We start from the raw sequence: 24,904 nt of genomic DNA, 5'->3' as shown, positions 1-24,904 counted from the left end.
CCCCCTCGCCTGACTCCTCCGGACCTCTTCTCGATTGGAATACGCGTCGCTGGTATCGCCAGCAAACAAAAAACGCGCATACCTGAGGCTGCCCGCAGCATAGGTGGCGGTGACATTCCATGCCAATGAAATATTCGCCGCGACCTATGTCATTACCGAATGATGCAATGCATCATCGAGCTGCTTCGATTCGCAAACGAGTACATGCAAACCGGAGAACATCCGGCCGCTCATGATTGGAGTGGGACGTTGCGCCGGCAGGCATGGAGAGAAAACCATTTCACACACGGGTCATGGCCTCAGCAGGACCGCAGTCAGGGCTGAACAACGAGCATGACCACCGCATGAGGTTCGACCATGGTCGTATGGCGTCCCATTTTTGGCGCCAGGTCTTGTTGCTTCCAGAGATCGCGTAAGCACGCGCGCGGATAACCCGATAGTTCGCTTGCTCCATAGGGAGAAGACCTGTCCGAACTGACCGGCGGCGATGCGCCGCGGAAGAACCGGGCACGCCAGCCGCATCATGAGGTGCGAGTGGCGTGTTCCCCGAACAGCGAGGCATCGGTTTGGCGAAGGAAGGGGAGGAACACCTCCCCTCCCAGCCGTGTCGCGCTTAGAACGTCACGCGGAGAGTCGCGGCGTAGCGCGTGTCGTTCACGTACCACGAGGTGACGCGGCGGCCGCCTCCGTTCTGGTCCATGATCGTGCGCTGTTCGGCGTTGTTGAGATTGTTCATCTCTATGCCGAGCTTGATGTTGTCGTTGAAGCTGTAGAAGATCGAGCCGTCCAGCTGTCCATAGGCGTCGCTGTACACCGGCAGCTTCCAGGCAATGGAATCGCCGTCGAGGTTGTTGTTGGTGCCATTGTAGCCATTGGCCCCGACCGCCAGCAGGTACTCGCTGCGCCAGTTGTAAGCCAGACGGATCTGCCAGGGGCCCTTTTCGTAGAAAAGAGCGACGTTGTAGGAGTTCTTGGACAGGCCGTCGGCCGGCATGTCGCCATACGTTGAGCCATCGGTGTCGACCGGCTGCGCATCCACCTCGTTCGGTATCTTGGTCGAGCTGTCGATGTAGGTGTAGTTGGCCGAGAGTCCGAGGCCATCGAAAGGCGCCGGCAGGAAGTCGAAGAACTGGTTCCAGCCGATCTCCGCACCTTGGATGCGCGCCGTGCCGGTGTTGATGGTTTGAGTGACCAGGTACTCGTATTGGTTGCCGTCGGCGCCCGGGTAGGCCACCAGTCGCGACTGGTTGCGGAAATAATCCTTGACGTCCTTGTGGAACAGGTTGAGCCAGGCCATGCCGCCCTTGTCCGGATCGAAGTACCACTCCAGCGACAGGTCGAACTGGTTGGCCTTCATCGGCTCCAGGTAGGGGTTGTCGGTGGAACTGCCGGTGAGGTTCAGATCGGTGATCGGCAGCGTCTGGATTGGGTCGTCCGGGTCCGGCGGGTCGATGCCATCCCTCGTGCTGGCGCTCAGGACCTGGTAGGCCTGCATGTCGCTGAAAGCCGGGCGGGCGATGGCCTGGGAGGCGGCGAAGCGCACTATCAGGTTGTCGACCGGTTCCCAGCGTACGTTCAAGCTGGGCAGCACGTCGGTATAGGAATTGCTGGCCGTGATCGGCTCCGATTCACCGGCGCCCAGATACGGCGCATAGGCGACGTTCGGATAGACCAGGTACCCGGAGGCGGAATTCTCGGTGCGCACCGCGCGCACGCCGATGTTGCCGTCGAGACGAACGTCGTCCAGGCCGAATTCCAGCATCACGTAACCACCCGTGGTCTTCTCGCTCTGCACGTTGCTCCACTGCGGATCCTGCAGGTTCCGCGGCGTGATCTGCCCATAGCAGCAGCTGTAGTACGGGGCGGCGGCTCCATGGAGGTCCTGGTAGCTGGTCGGAAAGTTGAGCGCCGTCGCCAGGATCGGTGCGTAGAAAGTACCCGGCGTGTTGGCGTCGCCGCGGAAGAAATTGTCGAACGTATTCTGATGCACCAGGCTGGAATTGACCGTGCCGTTCAGATCCAGCGACGGCATCGCGCCACTTGGCAGCGCCCACCCTTGCATCCAGGTCTGGAACAACGGCTGCCAGTCGTAGCCGGTATCTCTGCTGGTGGCGCCACGATCGGTCAGGCGCACGCCGAACTTGACCGCCTTGAAGAAACCATTGTCGAACGCGTGCCTGAGGTCGGCGCGCCAGGCCAACTGGTCGGCCTCGTTGTCGTCCCGATGGTCCATGGTGAAGCCCCAGTAGTAATTGGCGGGGTTTCCCGTGAACTCTTCGTCGATGCCGATGGACGGCTTGCCGCCGTTGAGGTTGACGTCGATATAGGGCACGTTGACGCCGAGGGACACCGTGGAATCCAGCCTCCGGGTGGTGGACTTGACGTACTGGAAGTCGGTCGTGAGCTGGGTGCTGTCGCTGAGCGACCACTTCAGGCCGAAGGAGAAGTCCGTGGTCTTGGACTTGCTGTTCGAGGCGCGAATGTCCGTGCCCATGGGGATATTGCCGGGCTGGACGAGCCGGCCCGAGCGGAACACATTGCCGTCGAGTTCATAAGGCTGGCTGGTGTCCAGCGCGACCGCGGTGGGATCGTTGCCGACGAAAATGGCGTCCTCGTTCCAAAGCTCGTCGTACCGGCTCTGGAAAACGGTGGCATTCAACTCGACATCGTCGCTGGGTTGCCACTGCAGAGCGAGGTAGACGCCCTGGCGTTCGCGTTCGAAATCCAGCGTACGCCAGTCGGCGCCGCGCGGCAGCCAGAGCCGCTCGTTGGTGCCGTCGCCATCCAGGTCGGTGGTGGCGGTCTCGAAGAACGGCCGCACGAACATGCCGTCGGTACGGGTGGACAGTTCCGAATGCGCGACATCGACCAGGAAACCGACTTTGCCAACACTGGTTTCCCAGTGGTTGCTGTACAGGGCGGAGGCTGACGGCTTCCATTGTTCGGCGAAGGTGCCGTAGTTCTCGCTGAGACTGAAGCCGATTCTCTGGCCTTCGAAGTCGAAGGGCCTGAAGGTGCGCAGGTCCACGCTGCCGCCCAGGCCACCCTCGATCATCTCGGCCTTCTGGTTCTTGTACACGTCGACGCCGGCCATCAGTTCGGAGGGCACATCCTGGAAGCCGATGGTGCGGCCGCCATTCGCGGAGAAGGTGTCGCGGCCGTTGAGTTCGGAACGCACCTGGGTCATTCCGCGGACCTGCACGCCGCTGCCTTCGGCCGAGAAGTGTTCCGGATCGCCCACCGACAGGAAGCGGTCGATGGTCACGCCGGGGATGCGCGACAGCGTTTCGGTGACACTGCGGTCGGGCAGCGCGCCGATATCCTCCGCAGTGACCGAGTCGACGAAAGTGTCGGAGTCACGCTTGATGTCCTGGGCCCTATAGATGGAGGCACGGATGCCGGTGACGACGACGGCATCCAGATCGACGGCTTCTTTTTTCGCCTCTGCGTCGTCCGTGGCGGCCTGGGATTCCTGCGCATAGGCGTTGGCGCTGAGCAGCGCGGCAATGCTCAAAGCGATGGCCGAATGCTGCAAACGACGGAAATTGGTACGGCCTGCTACTCGGCTTGCCGGGGTACGGCTTTGGGGCGTTGACATGGTTGTTCCCTCCCAGGACACCTTGGCGAACGATTGGCTGGTTTTTCGAACCCGTGTGCCTCTTTGCGCCTCGGGTTCGGATTCTTGGCTGTGTGGTGATTTGTCTCTGGACGATGTTTCCGGGTCCGACCCCGGCCTCTGCCGGTTCCCCGTGCCTTGTTGTCCCTTGTCCTCTCGGGTCGTCGCGATACCGATGCAACCGGTATCCAAGCGCTGCTGGTTTGTTACGTCCGCCTAACGCGGATGTCACATTGCGACTTCCGCGGCAGCATAGGCCGCACTCAACATTCCATACCAATGAAATATTGAGCGGAAGCTATGTTGTTTTTGAATACAGAAACGACCGCTTCCGGCATTCAGCCGGTGGAATCGATTACAGGGCCGGGTACAAATGGCGCGCGGTGGCGCGCAACGCTTCCAGGACGCGTTCGGCCCCAGGGGATAGTTGCTGGTCGCGGCGGCGGATGATGCCGAAGAACTCCATGCGCACCCCCAGCTCGATCGGCAAGACCTGCATTTGCGCGGTCTGCAGGTACGGGGCCACCGATTCCGGAGGCAGCGCGGTCAGCAGATCGCTATGCCGCAGCAGATGGATGATGACCGGCAACGACGCGGTCTCGATGATGTTCTGCGGCGGCGCCAAGCCATGTTCCAGGAACATCGAATCCAAGCGCGTACGCAATACGCTGGCCGCGGGCGGCATGATCCAGCCGTATTCGATCAGGTCGGCGTGGGTCAGCCCGCTGCGCTGCGTCAACGGATGCCCGGCCCTTACGATCACCGAATGCGGCTCGTCGGCCAGCGGTTCGAACTCCAGATCGCCCGCCCCTTCCGGTCCCAGGATACGGCCGATCACGATGTCCAACTGCCCATCCAGCAGCTTGGCCACCAACGGCCGGCTGTAGTCCATTTCCACCCGTATCAGAATGTCGGGAAAGTCGCGCTTCACTGCAGCGATGGCCTGCGGCACCAGGGTGGTGCCCGGATTGACCACCGTACCGATCGACGCCTGGCCCATGCGGCCATTGCGCATGGCCGCGATCTCGTCGTGGGCGCGGCCGATTTCCGATAAGGCCGAACGCGCTCGACGGATCAGCACCTGGCCATACCAGGTGGGCTCCACTCCGCGCGCATGGCGTTCGAACAGCGGCACTCCCAGGATGCCTTCCATTTCCGATAGCAGCTTGGAAGCCGCTGGCTGGGTCATATTGGCCGCCTCGGCCGCCCGCAGGACCGAGCGCTGCTCGTACAAGTGCAACAGCAGCAACAGATGCCGGGTCTTGAGCCGTGAAGCGTTGAACCAGCTGGTTGAGGGTTGGACCACGGGACTCTCCCTGGAGCGCTCAGTAAGCTATATGTGCGGGGAATAGCATATGACGAAAATTTCATTTGTCGTACATAGCTGACGCGAGCAACCCTATGCCACGCTGATTCAGCGTTGCCGCCCGCCCTGCGGACGTTGCAACGACCAAAAGAAGAACAACCGTTGTGCACGAGTCGCGCGGGGCCACTGCCGGCAATAGGCGGGGGCGCGGACACCGAATCATCGCTGCGAGCCGGGAGGGCCCATGGCGCAAACCTATCCAGGCAAGACGCCAGTGCTCCCGTTGCCGCGGCTCCAACCTGCGCGGAAGCGGCGATGAGCGCGCGCCTGCTGGGTAAAGTGGCGCTGGTCACCGGCGCGGCCAGCGGCATCGGCGCGGCCACCGCGCGCCTGTTCGCGGCGCACGGTGCGCATGTGTTCGGACTGGATCGCAACCCTTCGCCGGAGCGCGCAGACAATCCCGCTCATCTGATCGCGGACGTCACCGATGCCGAATCGATCGGCGTGGCGGTGGCCCGGATACTGGGCCAGCACGGCCGCATCGACGTATTGGTGAACAATGCCGGCGCCGATGTGTTTTCCGAACCGCTGTCCCTGAGCGATGCCGATTGGGAGCGCTGCCTGTCGCTGAACCTCAAGGGCGCCTGGAACATGGCGCGCGCGGTGTTGCCATCGATGCTGGAACAAGGCGCCGGCTCCATCGTCAACATCGCCTCCGTGCACGGCCACAAGATCATCCCTGGCGCGTTTCCCTACCCGGTGGCCAAACACGGCCTGATCGGCCTGACCCGTTCGCTGGGCATCGAATACGCCGCACGCGGAATCCGCGTCAATTCCATTTCGCCCGGCCTGATCCTGGTGCCGCGCATCGAGGCCTGGTTCGCTTCGCAACCCGACCCGGAAGCCGCGCGCCGCGTCCAGACCGAACTGCTGCCGCCCAAGCGCATCGGCACGCCGGAGGAAGTCGCGCATACCGCGCTATTCCTGGCCAGCGATGAAGCGCGCTTCATCAACGCTACCGACATCCTGATCGATGGCGGCCGCTCGCAGCTGTATCACGAGTGAGGGCCGCGAATGAAAACCGCCAGTGACCGCGACATGAGCGCCGAGACCGCGACCTCCCCTTTCCGTCTTCCCCTGATCGCCATCCTGCGCGGCATCCGCGCCGACGAAGCGCTGGCGCATGTGCAAGCGTTGGTGGAAGAAGGTTACGACGCCATAGAAATTCCGCTCAATTCGCCGGGCTGGGTCAACAGCATCGGCGCGGCGGCCCGCGATTTCGGCGATCGGGTCTGGATCGGCGGAGGCACGGTACTGCGCACGCAGAACGTGGATACGCTGGCGGCGCTGGGTGCGAGCTTCATCGTCACTCCCAACACCGATCCGGCGGTGATCCGCCACGCCGTGGATCGCGGCCTGCAAGTATGCGCGGGCTTCGCCACCCCCAGCGAAGCCTTCGCCGCGCTCGACGCCGGAGCGCAGATGCTCAAGCTGTTCCCCGCTTCCACCTATGGAACGCAGCACGTGCGCGCCCTGCGGGCGGTGCTGCCTCCCATTCCGTTGTTCGTCGTCGGTGGCATTACCCCGCTCACGCTGGCCGACTACCTGTCCGCCGGCTGCACGGGCGCCGGCATCGGCAGCGATCTCTATAAACCAGGCCAGGCGGTCGAGCGCACGCGTCAGAGCGCGCGCGCTTTCAAGCAGGCTTATCTGGAATCCAAGCCATGAAAATAGTGCGTCTCAGCACCTACCATGCCGCACCGCGCTGGTTGTTCCTGAAGATCGAAACCGACGAGGGCGTCAGCGGCTGGGGCGAACCGGTCATCGAAGGCCGGGCGCGGACCGTGGAAGCGGCCGTGCACGAATTGTCCGATTACCTGATCGGCAAGGATCCCTCACGCATCAACGATCTTTGGCAAACGCTTTACCGGGGCGGGTTCTATCGCGGCGGCGCGATTCTGATGAGCGCCATCGCCGGCATCGACCAGGCGTTGTGGGACATCAAGGGCAAAGTCCTGGGCGTACCGGTGTACGAATTGCTGGGCGGCCGCGTGCGCGACCATATGAAGACCTACCGCTGGGTCGGCGGCGACCGGCCAGCCGACATCATCGAGCAGATCAGGTCGTACCAGGCCCTGGGCTTCGACACGTTCAAGTTCAACGGCACCGAGGAACTGAAGCTGATCGACAGCCCGCGCAATGTCGACGCTGCGGTGGCCAAAGTCTCCGCGATCCGCGAAGCGTTCGGCAATACCATCGACTTCGGCATCGACTTCCACGGGCGTGTCAGCGTGCCGATGGCGCGCGTGCTGTTGCGCGAGTTGGAGCCGCATAACCCGCTGTTCGTGGAGGAGCCGGTGTTGCCCGAGCAGGCCGAATACTATCCGCGCCTGGCCGACGCCACCTCCATCCCTCTGGCCGCCGGCGAACGCATGTACTCGCGCTTCGAATTCAAGTCGGTGCTGGCCGGCGGCGGTCTGTCGATCCTGCAACCGGACCTTTCCCATGCCGGCGGCATCACCGAATGCTTCAAGATCGCGGCCATGGCCGAGGCCTACGACGTCGGCTTCGCGCCGCACTGTCCGCTCGGGCCCGTGGCCCTCGCCGCCTGCCTGCAGGTCGATTTCGTCGCGCACAATGCGGTGCTGCAGGAACAGAGCATCGGCATCCACTACAACGGCGACGCCGATCTACTGGACTACGTGCTCAACAAGGAAGACTTCCAGTGCATCGACGGCAACATCGCCGCACTGCCCAAGCCCGGCCTTGGCGTGGAAATCGACGAGGAACGGCTGATCGAGGCCAGCCGCAATCCCCCGGCCTGGCGCAATCCGGTCTGGCGCCATGCCGACGGCAGCGTCGCGGAGTGGTGATGCGGTGAATGCCTACGTCGACCTGGATCGCGTCATCCCCAGCCTGGCCGTGGACAGCCGCTGTGCGTTGGGGGAAAGCGTGCTCTGGTGCGAACGACGCGCTGCGCTGTTCTGGACCGACATCGATGCCTCGCGTTTGTGGATGCATCGGCCGTATCGGGGTGTCACCCAAAACTGGGCCCTGCCCGACCGCTTGGGTTCGCTGGCGCTGTGCCAGACGGGCCAGTTGCTGTTGGGTCTGGCCAAGGGCCTGTACCTGACCGATCCCGATGCCGCGCAGGAGGGAACCCTTGCGCTGGAAAAACTGGCCGATGTGGAAGCCGACAACGCCGAAACCCGCATCAACGACGGCCGCAGCGACCGCAACGGGAATTTCGTGTTCGGCACCAAGAGCGAACGCGCCGACAACGCGCCCATCGGCGCGTTCTACCAGTATTCGGGTCGGCACGGTCTGCGCCGACTGAATCTGCCTGCCGCCGCCATCCCCAACTCGGTTTGTTTCAATGCCGACGGCCGCAGAATGTACTACTGCGACTCGGTCTCACCGCAGATCCTGTGCTGCGATTACGATGCAGACTCCGCTGAGATATCGGCTTCGCGCGTATTCGCCGCAGTGGACGACGCCGACGCATCGCCCGACGGTTCCATCATCGATGCCGACGGCTATTTGTGGAACGCGCAATGGGGCGCGGGCCGCGTCGTGCGCTATCGCAACGACGGCAGCGTGGACCGGGTGATGTCGCTGCCGGTGAAGAATCCTTCGTGCTGCACCATCGGCGGCGCCGCCTACGACCGCCTGTATATCAGCAGCGCGCGGGTCGACAACAGCGTCGAAGAGTTGGCGCGCATGCCCGGCGCGGGGGGAATCTGGCAGATCGCCCTGCCGCGTGCGCTCGGCCTCCCGGAAAGCAGGATCGAACTCGCATGATCGCGATCGACTGGGGCAGCAGCAGCCTGCGCGCGTACCGTTTGGACACCGCCGGCGTGGTGGTCGAACAGAAGCGCAGCGATCGCGGCGTGCAGGCGTGCGATGGAAATTTCGCCGCGACGCTCGCCCCGCTGATCGCGGACTGGAACGACGCGGACATCATGCTGTGCGGAATGATAGGCAGCCGCGACGGTTGGTTCGAGCAGCCCTATCAGGATTGTCCGACCGGTATCGATGGATTGGCGGCGGCGATGGTGCCGGTCGAGGTCCCCGAGTTTCCGAGGCGGCGGCTGTGGTTCGTGCCTGGAGTCGCGGACCGGAATTCCACCGAAGTGCCCGATGTCATGCGCGGAGAGGAAACCCAGGCGTGCGCGCTGCTCGACCTGTTGCGCCAGGGTACGCACTTGCTGTGCTTGCCCGGCACACATAGCAAGTGGATCACCGTGCGCGATGGAAAGATCGTCTCGATCGCGACCGCGATGACCGGCGAAACCTACGCAGTCATGCGTAGGCATAGCGTGCTCGGCAAACTGATGGGCAAGGACGACTCGCGCTTCGACGCCTACGCCTTCGATGCAGGCCTGCGCCGCAGCGCCGATGCCAGCGGACTGTTGCACCACTTATTCGGCGTGCGAACGCTGGGCCTGTTCGGCCAATTCTCCGAGGCTGCGCTTCCTTCGTATCTGTCGGGCCTGCTGATCGGACACGAAGTGCGCGCCTCCGGTTTGTTCTCGCGGACTCCGCGCCCTGCGCAGGTCCACTTGATCGGCAACGAGCGTTTGATCGACGCTTACGCCAGGACATTGGTGGCCTTGGGGGTGGGCGTACAGCGGCATTCCGAAAACCTGGCGGCCCACGGAATGCATCGCCTGTCGAAGGCGCTCATCTTGGCGTCTTAGTCGAATGCACGGCGACGCGGCGATTCGGAAATTCTGGGCGCCACTAACGTAAATTTTCGCCGCGAACGGCCAACATTTGGCCACGGCGTAGACGACATTTTTCCTTTCCAACCGTCGCTGCAAGACAGGCCTCCTGAAGCAGTCCAAGACCCTAACTCGGGACAGTACGCCGTACCTACTTTTTCCGCTGCAACAAGCGCGGGGACACGACTAGATTGCACGAATCAGTGCAAGCGCAAAGTCGGACTCTCATGCAATCCCACGCTCTCCCCTCGGCTGCAACCCGTATTCCTTCCATCGCTTCGACCTATAGTAGGAGCGGCACGCTCCGCTATCGGCTCTCCATGTTCGCGTGGTGTTCGGTCATGGCGCTGGCGATGTACTACGTATGGCGGAACGTCGGCCGCTACCTCGACCTCAGCCCGGAAACCTACGGCTATTTCTGGCCCAAGCGCGTCTGGCTGTGGCTGCATCTGAGTGGCGGAACCACCGCCGTACTGCTCGGCCCCCTGCAGTTCGTGCGGCGTTTGCGCAACGCGTACCCGCAGACGCATCGCTGGACGGGGCGACTTTATCTGGCAGGCCTGCTATGCGCTTCCATCGGTGCGACCGGCCTGTTCGTCAGTACGCCCCTGGGCTGGACCACGGCCTATGCGTTCGCGGTGATGATCGGAGCCTGGCTGGCGACCGCGGCCATGGCCTTGCTGGCCATCCTCAAGCGTGAAATAGAAATTCATCGCGCCTGGATGCGGCGCAACTACATCATTACCTTCGCCTTCGTGACGTTCCGGCTTGCGGGAAAAATCCCCGGGCTCTACGACCTTGGAACGGTGGCCGAAGTGTTCACCACTTTCGGCTGGATGAGCTGGGTCGTACCCCTGTTGCTGAGCGAACTGCTGGTTTCGGCCAGGCAGGTTCTGGCCAGCAAGCGCCCCTCCCCGCAACTTACGTGAATCGACCCAAGACCATGACCATCATGCAGCCCCTGCGTAACCTATCCCCCTCCATGACCAGCGATACGGCAATAGGCCCTATCCGGGCCAACGAACGAGCGGAATGGCTCGATGCATTGCGCGGTTTCGCCTTGCTGGGCATCCTGTTGATCAACATCAGCGCCTTCAGCGGCTACGCCTTCCTGGATCCAGCGACCAAGGCCCAGTTGCCAGGAAGCGGAGCGGACAAGGTGCTGGAGTATGTCGTGCATGCGCTGGTGGAAGCCAAGTTCTACTCGCTCTTTTCCTTCCTGTTCGGCCTGGGCTTCGCCGTGCAGATGCGCCGCGCCGAGGAGCGTGGCGGTGGATTCGAAGCCGTGTTCCGCCGTCGTCTGGGCTGGTTGCTGGTCTTCGGCCTGATCCATGCCTTCCTGCTCTGGTTCGGCGACATTCTCAATTTCTACGCGCTGATGGGGTTCGTACTGTTGTGGTTCCGCAGATTCTCCGCCCGTACGTTGCTGCTTTCGGCGATCTTCTTCCTCACCGCACCGATCTGGCTCTACGGCGTCTATCTGCTGTACACGCTGTTGGCCCATGCCGCGCCCGTGGCGCAGCCGGAAGCGTCCGGCGCTATGCGTGCGATCATCGATAACTACGCGCATGGCGGCTATACCGACATAGTCCAATCCAATTCGCAGATCTATGCCTTCGCCTGGATTCGCCGTATCTACCGTTTCCAACTGCTGCGCATCCTCGGCATGTTCCTGCTGGGCGCCTGGGCCGGAAGGATCGGATTGCCGCAAGCGCGCGATGCCCTGCAACCGTTGTTCCGCGCCTTGTTGGTTGTGGGCCTGGCGATCGGCCTGCCGATGAATCTCGCGTTCGCGGCGGTCGGCGGCAACGACGCCTTGCTGCCGGCCAGCGCTATGGGCTTGTTGTCGATCACCCTGGGATCGATCGGCATACCCTTGCTCAGCCTGACCTATGCCGCTGCCTTTGCCCTGTACTGGAGAAAACCGCGCGGCAGCGGCAACCTGCTGGTGGCCAGCGGACGCATGGCCTTGAGCCACTATCTGAGCCAGAGCCTGATCGCAGTGACGCTGTTCTACGGCATCGGCTTCGGATTGTTCGGCCGTACCAGTTATGGCGCCGGCATGTTGATCGCATTGGCCGTATTCCTGGTTCTGGCGATGTTCTGCCGCAGTTGGCTCAGCTTCTTTCCGCAAGGTCCGATGGAAGCCTTGTGGCGGCGCCTGACGTATTCGCGCGGGCAACCCGCCAGCAGATGAGTCCATGTCGAACGGAAACGCGCCTTGGCCTGCTACTCTGGCGCTATTCCTTCCTTATGGGCCAGCAGCGCCGCCTGCGTGCGATCGGCGACGCCCAGCTTGTCCAGCACCTGGCTCACATAGCCTTTCACGGTTCCCGCGGTAAGTCCGAGATTGCGTGCGATCTGCTTGTTGCTCTGCCCCTCGGCCAGCAGGATGAGCACCGAACGTTCACGCGAGGTCAGGCTATCCACCTGCGAGGGTGGACGGCGCATCCATTCCAGCATCTGCCGCTGCGCCTGCGGATGCAGCCACGCGCGTCCCGCGTTAACCTCCCGCACGGCGCGGATCAGGTCTTCGGCCAAGGCATCCTTGAGCAGATAACCCGTCGCGCCAGCGGTCAGCGCATCGCGCACCTGGCTGTCTTCCGCATAGCTGGTGAACACCAGCACTTGCGTCCGCGGGCGCTGCTGCTTGATCGCTTCGATGGTTTCCACCGCGGTGGCGCCGGGCATCTTCATATCCAGCACGATGACGTCGGGCGTTTCCCCCACCACCATACGCAGCGCGGTGGGTCCATCGCTCGCCTCGGCGACGACTCGCATGTCGGGTTGCTGTTCGAGCAGAGCGCGCAGCCCTTCGCGCACTACCGCGTGGTCGTCGGCCAGCAGGATGCGGATCATTTCGCTCACTTCGTACTCCGATCGAATCGCGGAAGATAGGCAAGGATCTGGGTTCCCGGCTCGCCTGGCAGGATACGTAGGCGGCCACCCAGTTCGGACAGGCGTTCGCGCATATTGGCCATACCCATTCCCTGGCCGGTCGCTTTCTGGATTCCACGCCCGTCGTCGGTAATGCTCAAGCGTATGCCGGAGGTGCTGAGAAAAGTTTCGATGCGTATGCAGGAAGGAGCGGCATGCCGGACCGCGTTGGAGACCGCTTCCTGGCAGACGCGCAGCAGCGCATCTTCATGCGCCTGCGCCTGCGGATGGAAATCTCCGACATTGAGGTGCAGTTCCACAGTGGCGGGAACCATGGCCGAGATCATCCGTCTGAGCCGGTGCGGAAAAGTCGGGCGTCGTACCGGCGCGCCTGCAGCCCGATTGCCGGATGAACGTGGAGAGAGTTCGTGCAACAGCCCGCGCATTTCGGAAAAGGCCAGACGCGAAAGTTCTCCCAGTCGTTTCACGCGACGCTCTCCCTCGGCCGCATCCAGACGCCAGGCGTCCGCCAGCGATTGGGTGATCAGGCTCATCGAAGACAGGATCTGGGTGACGCTATCGTGTAGGTCGCGGGCGAGACGCTGGCGTTCCTCAAGCACCGCCGCTTCCGTCGCCCGCTCGAAGAGTCTGGCGTTGACGATGGCCAGGCCCAGGTTTTCGGCCACGATTTCCAGGCTTGAGCAATCCAGTTCGTCGAAAACGCAGTTCCCCTCGACATTGAGTACGCCCAGCACCTCGTCTCCGTACAGGATGGGAATGGCCAGTTCCGCCAGCGGCGGCTGTACGCCCGGCGGACGCACGTAGCGGGAGTCCGATGCGACATCGTTGACGAGTTGCACGCGCCGTTCGCGCACCGCCGCGCCCATGATACCGGACGACACCGGCAGGCGATCCACCCGCCGGATCAGGCGTTTGTACTCGCCTCCGCGTATGCGGATGATCAAGGTGTCTGGATCATCCGGATCCAGAATTGGAATATCCACGTTGGGATAATCCAGCATGTCGTGGATGGCATCGGCGGTATTCTGCAGCAGCGTGTCCAGGTCGGGTCCGGCGGCGCCGATGGCGGCGACTCGCGCCAGCATCGCGAAGCGCGAGGCGCGGCGTGTTTCCTCGCTATAGCGGCGCGCGTTCTCGATGGCGACGGCAGCGTGGCGGGCGAAGATTTCCAGCAGGTCCTGCGCGTGCGCATCCAGCGTTCGCGGATAGTGCGTGCCGATGCCGAACACCCCGATCAGCCTGTCCCGCGCACGAATGGGCATCCCGATCACATGCATGCCGGCAGGCGCGTTGCGCGACGCCACGGGAAGATCGCTGTAGTAGCAGCGCACCGGTTGGCCCAGTTCCAGTACACGTCCGGTGAGTCCCTTGCCACGGGGCAATTCCTCCAGCAGTTCTTCGTCGGGAATCCTGTGGCTGGCCGCGGTGCGGATCACATCGCGCTCGGGCACGTACAGACCGATGACGCCATCGTCGGCGCCTATCAGGTTGCAGGCGCGTTCGACGATATGCGCGAGCAAAGGCTCCAACGCCAGCTCTCCCGAAATCTCCTCGACTATTTCCGACAGGAGTTCGAGTTGTGAGCGCCGAGCTTTGCCTTGGTCTGTTGCCATATCGAGGGCACCGGAAGTCCCAGGCGGGTTGTCGGGCCATGTTACGCCGCAGCACCCGGGAGGGCGTATGCCTGAGGAGGGTGCCGCGACCTGTCCGGAGTGAGTGCCCGGAACGACTTGCTGGCCAAGCATGCCCGGGCCGACGCGATGGGAAAATTCCGGCAGTGCGTGCATCGGTCGGTGTTTCGGTTCGTTATTCATACGGCAAGCGTAGGCAGCCGGTTTGGCCGCTGCCACTTACCGAAGGCGGTTGCGATCGCCGCCTTCTGGCTATCCCCCTACAGCCAAAAGGAGGGTGGCGTCGCCGGCACCAAGCCCCGACGATGCCGTTTCTGCCCGCGCACTGCGTTTGGGCCGTAACCAAGTTTGTTCTGAATCCACCGGTAGGCCATGTCACCCACTCTGAAGCGAATCCTGAAACGCTCGATCATCGTAGTCGCTCTGTTGGCGGTTGCAGCGTGCCTTGCCGTTTTCGCGCTGAGCCAGCAACGGTTGCAGCGCGACTACCGGATTTCGGTTTCGCTTCCGCCGCCGCGCGCCGCGTTGGCGGACGAAGGCGCGAAGCTGGCGCGATCGCGCGGCTGCGCGGACTGTCACGGCGACGATTTCGGCGGCAAGGTGTTGCTGGACCAGATGCCGTTCGCTCGTATCGTCGGCACCAACTTGACCCCGGGGAAAATCGCCTTGGGTCCAGCCCGGAGCCACGAACGCTTCCATCGCGCACTCCATCACGGCGTGGACATGCATTCGCGGCCGCTGCTGATGATGCCGTCCGCCGAATTCACCCACCTTAGCGCGCATGAGATCGAGGCGCTGTCGGCTTATCTGGCTGGCATGCCGCAGGTGGAACGCGTATTGCCGAAAAGCGCGATGGGGCCGCTGGCGCGCGCAATGCTGGTAGGCGGAAAGCTTGACGGGTTTCTTTCCGCCGAAACCATCGACCACGGCAAGCCCGCCGTGGCACACGCACCGCCGCTCGGAACCCTTGCTTACGGAGAACACGCCGCGCAACTGTGCACCGGTTGCCATCGCGCGGACTTCGGCGGAGGCGCCATGTCCCATGGCGGTCCGGACGCGCCGGCGGCGGCCAATCTGACCGCGCATGCCAGCGGCCTGGGTGCCTGGACCGAAGCCGATTTCATCGCCGCGATGCGCACGGGAACGCGCCCCGATGGCAGTGGCATCGATGGAGCGTACATGCCGTGGCGTGCGGTCGGACAAGCGTCGGACCAGGAGCTGCATTCGATCTGGATCTACCTGCGCAGCCGTGCGCCGGTGGAGCGCCAGACCCGGTCCCGGGATTGAATTTCACGATCTTCACTGACCTAGGAACACCTGCCATCGGTTAGCGGCGAATCACCCTCCTTGCGCGCTGCCGACCAAGCTTGTGATTTCGCAAACTGCACACTCCCCCACTGTCTCATCACAGCATGAAAACCCATAGCTCCAACGCAGCGTCTGTGGTCGCACGTCCTTCGCTTTGCCCATACCCGCCTCCGGCGACATCGCAGAGCAACGCAGAGCGCATCCTGCTCTACGTCTATCCCGGAGCGTCCTCGCTAGCTGCCCACATCGCTTTGCGTTGGTGCGGCCATCCCTTCGATACTCTGGCCGTCAAACCGGCAATGTTGAGGTCGGCCAGCCATCTGGCGATCAATCCTGCCAGCGTGGTACCCGCGCTGGAGCATGGACCTTCGGTACTGACCGACGACATCGCCATCCACGACTACCTGCATGGCAGGTTCCCGGACGCAGGCCTATTCGGCGATGGCAGTGGCCAGCAACGCGCCGAAACCCTGTACTGGATGATGCTGTCGAGCAGCGACATGCGGCTGGTGTTCCAGAGCTTCTGTTCGCCGTCTTTCTATCGGAACCGAGACGACCGCCGTTCGGTATTGCAATCCAATGCGTCCCTGCGTTTGAGGCCTTTGCTGGAGCTGGTCGACTCGCACCTGCGCAGCAGGGAATGGTTGACCGGATTCCGTAGCGCGGCCGACGCCTATCTCTACGTCGTGTTGCGCTGGGCAGTACTGTTCGGCATCGAAGCGGACGATCTGCAATACCTGGCCGCATTCAAACGGCGCATAGAAGCCGATCCCTGCGTGCAGGCGGCGCTCGAGGCGGAAGGTCTGTCGCCGGAGCTGGCGCCAACGCCGCGAATGGTTTCCGGCCGTACTTCTGTACCGGAGGCGCAGCCCTGTCGGTGAGCGGATGCAGTCCCTGCCGAATGTCCGTGGATCGGCAACAGGCAACCACGGAAAATTACCATCGAAGCGAAATGCCGCACATGGGGCCCCCGGGCGGTGGTCCTGCTGCGGACGCTTCACTCTCTCCTGACGGAACTCCGTCTCCGCTTCCCTCGGCGCTTCCTGAGACATCAGCCCCCAGGGTTCCGTCGGGAGAGAACTTCCAGCGAATGCCAGAGAAATACCATCCACGACAACTCCATGATTTCAACAATCCATCCTTCAGCAAGCCTACGATTTCGATTAGCTGCCTCCCTCCTGATGGCCACATCCTTGTTCTCTGCTTCCGCACACACTTCCGAGGCCATTGCCATCTCCTGGGCATCGACAGATCCGATCGGCATACCGGCGTTCATGGCGATCGAACGCCCGAAGCCGACGGTGGAAATCCCCTATGGATCCGAAGCCGCGCAGACAATCGATCTCTTCGTTCCGGACCAGAACGGCCCCTTCCCGGTAGTAGTGTTGATCCATGGTGGATGTTGGAGCGCGAAAACCGCCGGACGCGAGCAGCTCCGCCATCTGGGTGCGGACTTGGCGAAGCGCGGCATAGCCGTTTGGAGTATCGGCTATCGCAGAGCCGACGAAGCCGGCGGCGGATATCCAGGTACCTACCAGGACGTGGCCACTGCCATCGATCTTCTACGCGAAGAGGCGCCTCGATACCGGCTTGATCTTTCGCATACGGTACTTGTCGGCCACTCGGCTGGCGGTCATTTGGCGCTTTGGGCCGCTGGGAGGGACAGGCTTTCGGACACCAGCCGCCTGCACGTCGCCAAGCCCTTCGTCCCTCAGCGGGTGGTGGCGCTAGCCGGCGTAGGTAATCTCAAGACGTTTTCGCCGTTGATTCCGGAAATCTGCGGACAGGGAATCCTCGAGAACCTCGTGGCCGCGTCGACCACGGACCCTGATGCTTTCGCAGACACCTCGCCCTCCGTCCTGGGGGCGAGCGATGCGCGCGTGGTGATGATAAGTGGCGTGCTCGACAGGCTGGTTCCTCCTTATGTCGCCCATGATTACGCAATCTCCGTGCGTAGCCATCTCAAGGTGGAACTGGTCAATGTGGAAGGCGCCGGTCATTTCGATCTAGTAACGACAGGGCGCCGCGGCTGGGAGATCGCTTTGGCGAACATAGAGTCGGCGCTGGCTTGGTGAGGCGTACCCAAGAGCGCCGGTCAGACGACGGAGTGAAAAAGCGGCACCCCGACAGGATGCCGCCAAGATGACTGACGAACCGCAGCAGTTGTTATACGGCTGGCTTCGAGGAGTTCGTCCTTCTAGGCACTTACTTCTTATTGCAGACAGGGGGATTTGTCATTCCCATCGAGAAAAGATTGCCTCCATTGACGATGCATGAGTATTGCTTGCCGTCCTTGGTCTTCAGCTCGACGTAAGTGTTGACGCCTTCCGTACGCCTGCTGAGCAGGGTGACATCCGCAGGTTGGTAACCGATCGCGCCGGAAGTTTCCGACAAGATCCTTTCGTCGGACAGGGTATTGGTGCGGGTGGCGATACCGGCGCAGCCGGTTGCCAATGCCGAGATTGCGACGGCCAGCGTGATTCTGCTTAGTGACATGAAGCTTCTCCTTGTTCTGAAGGCCCGGTTCGATTAGTGGGCTGGCTAGGGCCGATCCGCCATCCAATGCGTTATTCGATCGCGACCGCGCTTTCGGCCGCGCGTCCGTGCGGCTGCGCTGGTGGCGCTTGGCGGCTGAAGTAAGCGCGCGCCTCGCCGTAGGCCACGGTCACACCGCGCACGACGCCATGGGCATCGCGTTGGAAGGAATACTCGGTGCCGAACACGCTCGGTGCGATGAAGCGCATCGGGGCTAGCGCCAGCAAGCCGCCGGTTTCGTCGGGCAGGACGACGGACATTTTTCCTTCGTCGACCTTGATCTTGATACTTTCGACATCGGGGAAAATATCGGTGAATGCCCGGCGAAGATCCACCGGCACGGCGTTGTCGACGCGATACACGCCGGCGTAATCGGCTAGCCTGACCGCCTCCGGCGCCAGGGCGACGACGCGCACCGGCGGGTTGACTCCATGGCCGAACGCATCGGAAAGGGCGTTGCGGATTTCGGTGTGCAACTGCCAGCCATTCTCGCCGTTGGTAAGGATGACGAAACCGTCGCCGGTTTGCAGGTAGCCCTCGATCCAGGCGTGGTAGCTGTCGTTGGCGCCACCGTGATGGAAGATGCGCGCGTTGCCGGCACCGTCCAGACGCGGCCCCAAGCCGTGCCAGCTGGGCGCCACCTCGCTCATCATCTGTGTGGCGAGCGCCTGCGGCAGGAACGGCTGCGTGCCTTGATAACTGCGAATCAGCGCGCCCACGAACGTACCCAGTTCGTTCGCGCTGGTCCACAAGCCGGCGGCCGCTTCCTGCGGGAAGGTTTGCCATCCGCGCGGCAGGGCGACGCGCTCGCCCTCGTCGTTGTGCGCCTTGGCGATATTCCCGCGCGATGCCGACAGAGGGCTTTCGAAAGTGCTGCGGCGCATGCCGAGCGGAGCGAAAACCTGGGCGCGCGCGACGTTCTCGAGCGGGACGCCGGAAACTTCCTCGATCACCAGTTGCTCGACCGTGGTGCCGCCTCCGGAATAGTCGCCGACCATGCCGGGAGTGCGCTGCAGACGGACCGGATCGTTCCTGGCGGGGAAGGTCCCGTCCAGGGATTGGCGGAGCGTCGGCACCGCTTCGCCAGGCAGGAAATCGGGAAAGCCATGCACGCCCAATCCGGAGGTGTGCGACATCAACATGCGCAGGGTCACGACCGGATGCGCAACGCCCGGAGCGGACGGAATTCGCCACGTCTTCAGGTAAGCGCCCACATCGTTATCCAGGTCCAGCTTGCCGTCGGCCACCAGCCGCAACGACGTCGCCGCCGTTACCACCTTGCTGATCGAGCCAACGTTGAACAGCGTGTCCGCATCAACGGCATCCTGCGTGTCCGCTTCGCGCAAACCGAAACCTTCGGCGTACACCACCTCGCCTTGTTTGAGGATGCCGATCGCGACGCCCGGAACACGGTAGTGCGCCATGCGCTCGCGCAGCGACCAGCCTGGCGAAGCTTGGCCAGGCTTGAGCACGCTCGGGCGCAATCCGTGTTCGAGCGCGGCCCGCGGCGTTGCGGCGCTACGCTCGTCCGCTTGCGCATGGGCCGCAGGAAATACCAGCGAAACTGCCAACAGGAGAGAGGCGGCATAGCCGCCGCCATGGGCTTGGACGCCGCGGCTCATACCTGGGGCGCCCAGTTGACCGACCAGATCACCGACACGATCTTCCAGCCGTCGTCGGTACGCACCAGATGCCAGGCTTCCTTGCCACGGTTGGTTTCCTTGCCGTCGGCATGGAAGCTGTAATCGAAGAACACCGACGCGATGTCGCCGTCCGTCTCGATCTTGATGTCGCGGAACTTTTCCTCTTCCCTTTCCTTGTCGGCGACGATGCTGTCGATGAAGGACAGGTGCCCGCTCTTGGGATCGACCCTGACCTTGAGCGCCTCCGGTTTCTTTTCGCGGACAATGCGCAGGTTGGCGTCGCCGGTGACGCTCTGCCACGCCGTATTCTCGTGCAGGAACAGCTTTACGAAGCGATCCTTATCCTTGTCGACGATGCAGGCGCCGAAGGCCGCAATGATCGTTTCGACGGATGCAGTGTCCGGATTCTTGGCGGAATTCTGGCCAAAGGCGGGGAAGGAGAGCAGGCAGGCGAACAGCAGCAACAACGACTTCATCGAAACTCCGGCATGGGCAAGGCCGGAGCAACATAACGGCGGTCCGCGCGGAAAGCGCGGCCCGGTCGCCGAGCCGTGCGCCGTTTGCGCCGAAGCGTTGGCGATCAGTAACGAACCGCGTCGCCCAATCCTTTCAGGCGTTCGAGCAAGGGTCCGATATAGGTGCGGCTCGCCCGCAGCGGAGTGCCGTCGCGCAGGCGCAGCAGCGCGTCGCGGTTGGACAGCGGCTGCAGCTCGGCGACGCGGTCGATCCGCACGATGGTCGACCGGTGCACGCGGATGAAATGCGCAGGATCGAGCTGACGAGACAATCGGCTCAGCGATTCGCGCAACAGATAAGCGCTGGCGCCGGCGTGCAAGGTCGCGTAATCGCCGTCGGCTTCGATCCATTCCACTTCCGCGATGTCCACGAAAGCTACCCGGCGGCCGACGCGCACGACGAAGCGGCTCAGGTACGCGGGCCGAGCGGATTTGGGTCCGGTCGCGGGGCCGCCGACAAGCGCCGATTCGCGGCGACGGAAGGAGCGCGCCTCGCGCGCGCGGTCGAGTGCTTCCGCAAAACGGTCGTCGTCGATCGGTTTCAATAAATAATCGATCGCATGCAGCTCGAAGGCGCGCACCGCGAAATTGTCGTAAGCGGTCAGCAGGATCGCCATCGGCCGCTGGTGCGCCGGCAGGGCCGCGAGCACTTCCAGGCCGGTCATGCCCGGCATCTGCACGTCGACGAACGCCAAGTCGGGCGTTTTGGCACGCAGCCCTTGCAGCGCCGATGCGCCGTCGGCGTACTCGCCGACGAGCTCGATATCGGCATGCGCGGCGAGCCGGGCGATGACGCCGCTTCGCGCCAGAGGTTCATCGTCGATCACAGCCACGCGGATCATGCGCGCGCGCTCCATTGCCCGGTGGGTGCGGCCGCCTCGCGGAAGGGCAGCTCGATATCCACCTGGTAGTCGCCGTTCTGGTCCGCTTGCGCGTCCATGGTGTGTTCGCCGGGATAGAGCTTGGCCAACCGTTCGGAAACATTGCGCAGGCCCAGCATGGAGGGCTGCGATCTTTCGTCGGCGGGCATCGCGGCCGCAGCTGCGCCTTCGTTGCGGATGCCCACCTGCAGCCGATCGCCGTGCCGGCTCAGGTGGATGTCCAGTTTTCCCGGCTGGCTGCGCAAGGCGATGCCATGGCGGATCGCATTCTCGACCAGCGGCTGCAGCAACAGATATGGCACCCGTACCGACAGCACCTCCGGGCCGACATGCCATTTGAGCAGCAGCCGGTCGCCCAGGCGCGCTTTCTCGATCGCCAGGTAGGTTTCGGTCAGCGCGATCTCATCGGCCAGCGCGACCTCGTGGTTTTCGCTGCCGTCCAGCGTGGCACGAAGGAAATCGCCGAGCCTTGCGATCATGTGGCGCGCTTCGTCGTTGCGTTCGTTGGCGACCAGAGACGAAATCGCGTTGAGGGCGTTGAACAGGAAATGCGGATGCAGCTGGTAACGCAGCGCACGCAGCTCGGCATCGCGGGCCAGCGAGACCGCCTCGATCGTCCGCGCCTGCTCGTGTTTCAGTTCGGCGTAGTAGGCCACCACCGCATGGATCGCGCAGAACGCGATCAACGCCAACCAGCAATCGTCTATTCCCCTGAATATTTCGGCCCATTCGAACGAGAACGACCGCTCCCATCCGGCGGCCAGCGCCATCGCCGTGCCGAGCACGTTGTTCGCCAACGACAGGACATAGGCCACCGAAAGCAGCGTCGGCGCGAAGATCCACCACGGCGTGCGCCGTCGCCACAGCGCGCGCTGGATGAAGGTCAACGGAATGCACCAGAGCAGATAAGCCGCCAGGTAAAGCGCGCGATATGCCAGATCTTGGCCGTTGCCCAGCGCTGGCAATGCCAGCACCACCATGCAGAAGCCGATAGGAAGGCCGGCGGCGAGCGGAAGCCAGAAGGGCGGCTCGGCCCGTTGCCGGTCGGTCGCATCGATCCGTATGTGCTTCAAGATCGGCTCCGCTCGGTGCCGCCGTTTGCTGGCAACGGCGCGCGTCCGGCACTAGAGACTCTGTTGCGAATGGCCACGACCTTCAACGTCCCGCTTGCCGGTTTTCTTGAAACAGGTTACCAAGTTCTTAGCGGAGGTTGGTGGTGAGACCCAGCTCGCCGCAGAAAGTGGACGTTATCCTCGCAAACCGGACCCCTACCTGCTACGACGCAGAACGCAAAGGCGTGGAGCGAAGAGAAGAGTCCCAGGTTCCATCGATTCGCCCGGGCCTTGTTTAAACCCTGGGCCCCGAACGCGCATCGAATACCCGATATCCGAATGGGGAGCGCGGCATGCACACACGATGGGCAAGGCGGGTTGGATGGTTGGCGCTGGCGATACCGGCCTTGGCGCATGCACAGGTCGATTTGACCACGCTAGACCGCGATATGGCCGGTCCGCGTACGCAGGTACTGGTGCTGGGCTCGGTGCATCTGAGCGAGCTGCCGAAGGATTTCGACCCGAAGTCGCTGGATCCGTTGCTTGATCGTTTGGCCGAATTCAAGCCGGAGATCATCACCATCGAGGCTATCGGCGGCGAGCAATGCGATCTCGCCGCACGCCATCCCAGCATGTATGGACAGGATTACTGCGCGTCCACCGATGCGGCCAAAGCCGCGACCGGGCGGGATGTGCCCGCGGCTATCGCGGAGATAGACAAGACGCTGGCCGATTGGCCCGCACAACCTACGCCCGCGCAGCGGCGGCACTTGGCCGCTTTATTCCTGGCCGCCGGCGAACGCGCTTCCGCTTACGTGCAATGGCTGCAACTGCCGTCTGCCGAACGCCGCGCCGGCGATGGCCTGGACGACGCGCTGGTGACGATGCTGCGGCAGACGGCAGCGCGCAACAACGAGAACTACCAGATCGCGGCACGTCTGGCCGCGCGGCTCGGTCTGCAACGGGTGTACCCGGTGGACGACCATACGGGCGACAACACCCGTCTCCCGGATACCAAGGCTTTCGGCCAGTCGGTCCAACAAACCTGGGAGGCGGGCCGGTCCGAAAAACTGGACTCGATGGAACAACAGGAGAAAAGCCTGTCGCCAGCACGCGACCTGTTGCCGCTATATCGTTTCCTTAATCGCCCCGACAACTTGTGGCTGCGCGCCGACATCAATGCCGGCGCTACGATGCGTGCGGCATCGCCGCAGCATTACCCGCAAATCTGGGTGTCCGGCTGGGAAATCCGCAACCTGCGCATGGTCGCCAACATCCAGCAGACCTTCCGCGAACGCCCCGGCGTTCGCGTGCTCTCCATCGTCGGCGTCTCGCACAAGCCCTGGTTCGATAGCTGGCTCGGGCAGATGCAGGGCGTTGAGATCGTCGACGTGGAGCAGGTGTTGAAGTGATGGCTGCTCCTTAGGCTGGACGGTCCCCCATCTCGGACTACGCTGGTTTGCCGTCGTAAGCGGCGCGAAGCGCGGCGATGTCGCCCGCATGGCCGCGGCGCTGTCGGGACTGTTGTACATCTGGATGACGTCCCGTGGCACGATCTGCCAGGACAGACCGAACGGCTTTATAGAGTTCCAAAGTCTTATGAGCGGGACCAGGCGACGTCTCTGAAACCAGCAGGAGGTCACCGTGTTTGCCATCTAACGCGTGACTACGCCGAGCCGCGAAGCGGGTTGGCTTGGATGAGCTGCTAACCCCCTGCCAGGCGGCCCGACCACGATTTCCTTGAAGTTGCCGTCCCAGTTACGAGACGATCGCCAGGAGCCCCATGCTTTTCGATCAGAACTTGGTAGTAGTGCCGCATGTTGTCGCTTGGGCCATCAACGATCCGGCTGCGGGCTCGCTCCCATGGCCAAAAAATACCGGAAGATCGGCTGGCCATAAGTCCCGGGAAAGATTGCCTCTGCAGAGTAACCATGCCCCATGTGGCTCCATGGTTGCGGCGAAAAACCTCACCGACGTAACTTCCTAGCATTGTCGCAAACTGGAGGATCTGTTCTTCGCTCATCTGGGCCACCTGGTCGTGCAGAACCCCAAGCAGTTCTTCTATTTGCGCGATACTGCCGTCGCTCCAATCCAGCTCCAGTCCGAAGCCTTCTCTTGCGAAATCCAGCGCGTCGAGTGCGTATGCCTCCGCGATCCGCTGAATCTTCGGGTCCGCGGTAAAGCCGTCGATCACTGGATGGTGTCCAAAGCTCTAACCACTGAAACAAGCCGAGCCACAAAGCGACGTCGGCTTGAATGAATTGTTAGGCCCCATGCGACTGGTCACCGGGCCTTGAACTGAGACTCAAAGCCCTGTCTAGCAGCCTATGGATGAGCTGACATCCATCGCTCTCCGAAAGGCCGTTACGGATTTCACGGAACTGACCACGCTCTTTATAACGAACTTTCCAAGTTTCCCCATCCGTTACTAATGAGTAGGACTCACTGTCCAACACTGGTCCGTCAAGCCAGTAGAGCCTCGGGTGGACGTCTGCGCGAATCAGTTTTTCTCGGAGCTCTTGTCGATTCACATGAGTACTCGGTAATGGGGCCTAACTACGATTGAATCCAACATGAGACGCAGCGCGGATTCTGAGTACGGACCAGACATGCGTCAATCGGAGAATTCAAATGTGAGAGCACTCACTTTCTCGCGGTCTCGCGAAGTTGCTTCGGCTTGAGTGAGTTATTCGACACGCTTCCCCCAGAAGTTGTAGCGCATGCGCAGGCCGTACCTGCGCGGATTGCTGGTGAAGCGAAAATTTAGATTCGGACCGGCCGGCGTCTTTTGTGAG

The 24,904-nt window shown here is 62.7% G+C and carries 21 protein-coding genes and 1 pseudogene; 11 read left to right on the top strand and 11 right to left on the bottom strand.

Translation table 11 applies throughout. The features are described from left to right. Nucleotides 1-314: 314 nt before the first annotated feature. The 3 genes and pseudogenes from J2W94_RS18195 to J2W94_RS12240 form a co-directional block, all read right to left on the bottom strand. Nucleotides 315-410: pseudogene (locus J2W94_RS18195) on the bottom strand (hypothetical protein); the annotation flags it as partial. A 203-nt stretch (nucleotides 411-613) separates the two neighbouring features. Continuing rightward, on the bottom strand, nucleotides 614-3,598 hold the full coding sequence (locus tag J2W94_RS12245) for a TonB-dependent receptor (protein WP_310093628.1): 2,985 nt from the start codon (nucleotides 3,596-3,598) through the stop codon (nucleotides 614-616). 373 nt (nucleotides 3,599-3,971) lie between these two features. Further along, on the bottom strand, nucleotides 3,972-4,922 hold the full coding sequence (locus tag J2W94_RS12240; RefSeq protein WP_310093626.1) for a LysR substrate-binding domain-containing protein: 951 nt from the start codon (nucleotides 4,920-4,922) through the stop codon (nucleotides 3,972-3,974). Between the two features lie 315 nt (nucleotides 4,923-5,237). Here J2W94_RS12240 and J2W94_RS12235 point away from each other — a divergent pair, with 315 nt between their 5' ends. From J2W94_RS12235 to J2W94_RS12205, 7 genes are all read left to right on the top strand, one after another. Next, nucleotides 5,238-5,987, top strand: coding sequence for an SDR family oxidoreductase (locus J2W94_RS12235; RefSeq protein WP_310093623.1), 750 nt, complete (start codon nucleotides 5,238-5,240; stop codon nucleotides 5,985-5,987). 33 nt (nucleotides 5,988-6,020) lie between these two features. Further along, nucleotides 6,021-6,650, top strand: coding sequence for a 2-dehydro-3-deoxy-6-phosphogalactonate aldolase (locus tag J2W94_RS12230; protein WP_310093750.1), 630 nt, complete (start codon nucleotides 6,021-6,023; stop codon nucleotides 6,648-6,650). Beyond that, entirely contained in the window at nucleotides 6,647-7,795 is a 1,149-nt protein-coding gene (gene dgoD, locus J2W94_RS12225; protein ID WP_310093621.1) for a galactonate dehydratase, read from the top strand. Before J2W94_RS12230 ends, dgoD begins: the two co-directional genes overlap by 4 nt. Before the next feature lie 4 nt (nucleotides 7,796-7,799). Continuing rightward, on the top strand, nucleotides 7,800-8,723 hold the full coding sequence (locus tag J2W94_RS12220; RefSeq protein ID WP_310093620.1) for an SMP-30/gluconolactonase/LRE family protein: 924 nt from the start codon (nucleotides 7,800-7,802) through the stop codon (nucleotides 8,721-8,723). After that, nucleotides 8,720-9,622 carry a 2-dehydro-3-deoxygalactonokinase gene (locus tag J2W94_RS12215; protein WP_310093618.1) on the top strand — a complete coding sequence of 301 codons (903 nt, stop codon included), beginning with the start codon at nucleotides 8,720-8,722 and terminating at the stop codon, nucleotides 9,620-9,622. Before J2W94_RS12220 ends, J2W94_RS12215 begins: the two co-directional genes overlap by 4 nt. Before the next feature lie 251 nt (nucleotides 9,623-9,873). Further along, the gene (locus tag J2W94_RS12210; protein WP_310093615.1) at nucleotides 9,874-10,575 is read left to right on the top strand and encodes a DUF2306 domain-containing protein; all 702 of its coding nucleotides are present in this window, start codon (nucleotides 9,874-9,876) and stop codon (nucleotides 10,573-10,575) included. Then, nucleotides 10,572-11,843: a DUF418 domain-containing protein gene (locus J2W94_RS12205; protein WP_310093613.1), complete on the top strand. Its 1,272-nt coding sequence runs from the start codon at nucleotides 10,572-10,574 to the stop codon at nucleotides 11,841-11,843. Before J2W94_RS12210 ends, J2W94_RS12205 begins: the two co-directional genes overlap by 4 nt. A gap of 32 nt (nucleotides 11,844-11,875) precedes the next feature. Here J2W94_RS12205 and J2W94_RS12200 read toward each other — a convergent pair whose 3' ends face one another. Then, nucleotides 11,876-12,505: a response regulator transcription factor gene (locus tag J2W94_RS12200; protein ID WP_310093748.1), complete on the bottom strand. Its 630-nt coding sequence runs from the start codon at nucleotides 12,503-12,505 to the stop codon at nucleotides 11,876-11,878. A gap of 5 nt (nucleotides 12,506-12,510) precedes the next feature. Beyond that, complete coding sequence (locus tag J2W94_RS12195; RefSeq protein ID WP_310093611.1) at nucleotides 12,511-14,157, bottom strand: GAF domain-containing protein; 1,647 nt, start codon at nucleotides 14,155-14,157, stop codon at nucleotides 12,511-12,513. Between the two features lie 390 nt (nucleotides 14,158-14,547). On the opposite strand from J2W94_RS12195, the gene J2W94_RS12190 reads away from it, so the two are divergent. From J2W94_RS12190 to J2W94_RS12180, 3 genes are all read left to right on the top strand, one after another. Then, complete coding sequence (locus J2W94_RS12190) at nucleotides 14,548-15,462, top strand: c-type cytochrome (RefSeq protein ID WP_310093609.1); 915 nt, start codon at nucleotides 14,548-14,550, stop codon at nucleotides 15,460-15,462. A 125-nt stretch (nucleotides 15,463-15,587) separates the two neighbouring features. Continuing rightward, nucleotides 15,588-16,364, top strand: a complete 777-nt coding sequence (locus tag J2W94_RS12185; protein WP_310093607.1) for a glutathione S-transferase family protein — start codon at nucleotides 15,588-15,590, stop codon at nucleotides 16,362-16,364. Between the two features lie 240 nt (nucleotides 16,365-16,604). Continuing rightward, nucleotides 16,605-17,558, top strand: coding sequence for an alpha/beta hydrolase (locus tag J2W94_RS12180; RefSeq protein WP_310093605.1), 954 nt, complete (start codon nucleotides 16,605-16,607; stop codon nucleotides 17,556-17,558). A 130-nt stretch (nucleotides 17,559-17,688) separates the two neighbouring features. On the opposite strand, the gene J2W94_RS12175 is transcribed toward J2W94_RS12180, so the two are convergent. The 5 genes from J2W94_RS12175 to J2W94_RS12155 all read right to left on the bottom strand — a co-directional run bounded on the left by J2W94_RS12175 (nucleotide 17,689) and on the right by J2W94_RS12155 (nucleotide 22,130). Next, entirely contained in the window at nucleotides 17,689-17,979 is a 291-nt protein-coding gene (locus J2W94_RS12175; protein ID WP_310093603.1) for a hypothetical protein, read from the bottom strand. A gap of 71 nt (nucleotides 17,980-18,050) precedes the next feature. Further along, nucleotides 18,051-19,640: a serine hydrolase domain-containing protein gene (locus tag J2W94_RS12170; RefSeq protein ID WP_310093601.1), complete on the bottom strand. Its 1,590-nt coding sequence runs from the start codon at nucleotides 19,638-19,640 to the stop codon at nucleotides 18,051-18,053. After that, a complete protein-coding gene (locus J2W94_RS12165; RefSeq protein ID WP_310093598.1) occupies nucleotides 19,637-20,137 on the bottom strand; it encodes a nuclear transport factor 2 family protein in 501 nt (166 codons plus the stop codon). The genes J2W94_RS12170 and J2W94_RS12165 overlap by 4 nt, the downstream gene beginning before the upstream one ends. Before the next feature lie 104 nt (nucleotides 20,138-20,241). Beyond that, nucleotides 20,242-21,018 (bottom strand): LytR/AlgR family response regulator transcription factor, encoded by a 777-nt coding sequence (locus tag J2W94_RS12160; RefSeq protein ID WP_310093595.1) that lies wholly within the window; start codon nucleotides 21,016-21,018, stop codon nucleotides 20,242-20,244. After that, the gene (locus J2W94_RS12155; protein ID WP_310093593.1) at nucleotides 21,015-22,130 is read right to left on the bottom strand and encodes a sensor histidine kinase; all 1,116 of its coding nucleotides are present in this window, start codon (nucleotides 22,128-22,130) and stop codon (nucleotides 21,015-21,017) included. The genes J2W94_RS12160 and J2W94_RS12155 overlap by 4 nt, the downstream gene beginning before the upstream one ends. A gap of 332 nt (nucleotides 22,131-22,462) precedes the next feature. On the opposite strand from J2W94_RS12155, the gene J2W94_RS12150 reads away from it, so the two are divergent. After that, entirely contained in the window at nucleotides 22,463-23,521 is a 1,059-nt protein-coding gene (locus J2W94_RS12150; protein WP_310093591.1) for a DUF5694 domain-containing protein, read from the top strand. A gap of 293 nt (nucleotides 23,522-23,814) precedes the next feature. On the opposite strand, the gene J2W94_RS12145 is transcribed toward J2W94_RS12150, so the two are convergent. After that, entirely contained in the window at nucleotides 23,815-24,303 is a 489-nt protein-coding gene (locus J2W94_RS12145; protein WP_310093589.1) for a hypothetical protein, read from the bottom strand. Nucleotides 24,304-24,904 lie beyond the last annotated feature (601 nt).

Source organism: Pseudoxanthomonas sacheonensis, assembly GCF_031455975.1.
In the GTDB taxonomy this organism is placed as follows: domain Bacteria; phylum Pseudomonadota; class Gammaproteobacteria; order Xanthomonadales; family Xanthomonadaceae; genus Pseudoxanthomonas_A; species Pseudoxanthomonas_A sacheonensis_A.
The sequence above is the reverse complement of the archived record's forward strand: the minus strand, read 5'-3'. Positions and strand labels throughout refer to the sequence as shown.

Excerpts from the sequence above, each read along its gene's own strand:
- J2W94_RS12245 (WP_310093628.1), bottom strand. The coding sequence starts at position 3,598 with ATGTCAACGCCCCAAAGCCGTACCCCGGCAAGCCGAGTAGCAGGCCGT.
- J2W94_RS12235 (WP_310093623.1), top strand. The coding sequence starts at position 5,238 with ATGAGCGCGCGCCTGCTGGGTAAAGTGGCGCTGGTCACCGGCGCGGCC.
- J2W94_RS12230 (WP_310093750.1), top strand. The coding sequence starts at position 6,021 with ATGAGCGCCGAGACCGCGACCTCCCCTTTCCGTCTTCCCCTGATCGCC.
- dgoD (WP_310093621.1), top strand. The coding sequence starts at position 6,647 with ATGAAAATAGTGCGTCTCAGCACCTACCATGCCGCACCGCGCTGGTTG.
- J2W94_RS12215 (WP_310093618.1), top strand. The coding sequence starts at position 8,720 with ATGATCGCGATCGACTGGGGCAGCAGCAGCCTGCGCGCGTACCGTTTG.
- J2W94_RS12210 (WP_310093615.1), top strand. The coding sequence starts at position 9,874 with ATGCAATCCCACGCTCTCCCCTCGGCTGCAACCCGTATTCCTTCCATC.
- J2W94_RS12200 (WP_310093748.1), bottom strand. The coding sequence starts at position 12,505 with ATGATCCGCATCCTGCTGGCCGACGACCACGCGGTAGTGCGCGAAGGG.
- J2W94_RS12195 (WP_310093611.1), bottom strand. The coding sequence starts at position 14,157 with ATGGCAACAGACCAAGGCAAAGCTCGGCGCTCACAACTCGAACTCCTG.
- J2W94_RS12190 (WP_310093609.1), top strand. The coding sequence starts at position 14,548 with ATGTCACCCACTCTGAAGCGAATCCTGAAACGCTCGATCATCGTAGTC.
- J2W94_RS12185 (WP_310093607.1), top strand. The coding sequence starts at position 15,588 with ATGAAAACCCATAGCTCCAACGCAGCGTCTGTGGTCGCACGTCCTTCG.
- J2W94_RS12180 (WP_310093605.1), top strand. The coding sequence starts at position 16,605 with ATGATTTCAACAATCCATCCTTCAGCAAGCCTACGATTTCGATTAGCT.
- J2W94_RS12175 (WP_310093603.1), bottom strand. The coding sequence starts at position 17,979 with ATGTCACTAAGCAGAATCACGCTGGCCGTCGCAATCTCGGCATTGGCA.
- J2W94_RS12170 (WP_310093601.1), bottom strand. The coding sequence starts at position 19,640 with ATGAGCCGCGGCGTCCAAGCCCATGGCGGCGGCTATGCCGCCTCTCTC.
- J2W94_RS12165 (WP_310093598.1), bottom strand. The coding sequence starts at position 20,137 with ATGAAGTCGTTGTTGCTGCTGTTCGCCTGCCTGCTCTCCTTCCCCGCC.
- J2W94_RS12160 (WP_310093595.1), bottom strand. The coding sequence starts at position 21,018 with ATGATCCGCGTGGCTGTGATCGACGATGAACCTCTGGCGCGAAGCGGC.
- J2W94_RS12150 (WP_310093591.1), top strand. The coding sequence starts at position 22,463 with ATGCACACACGATGGGCAAGGCGGGTTGGATGGTTGGCGCTGGCGATA.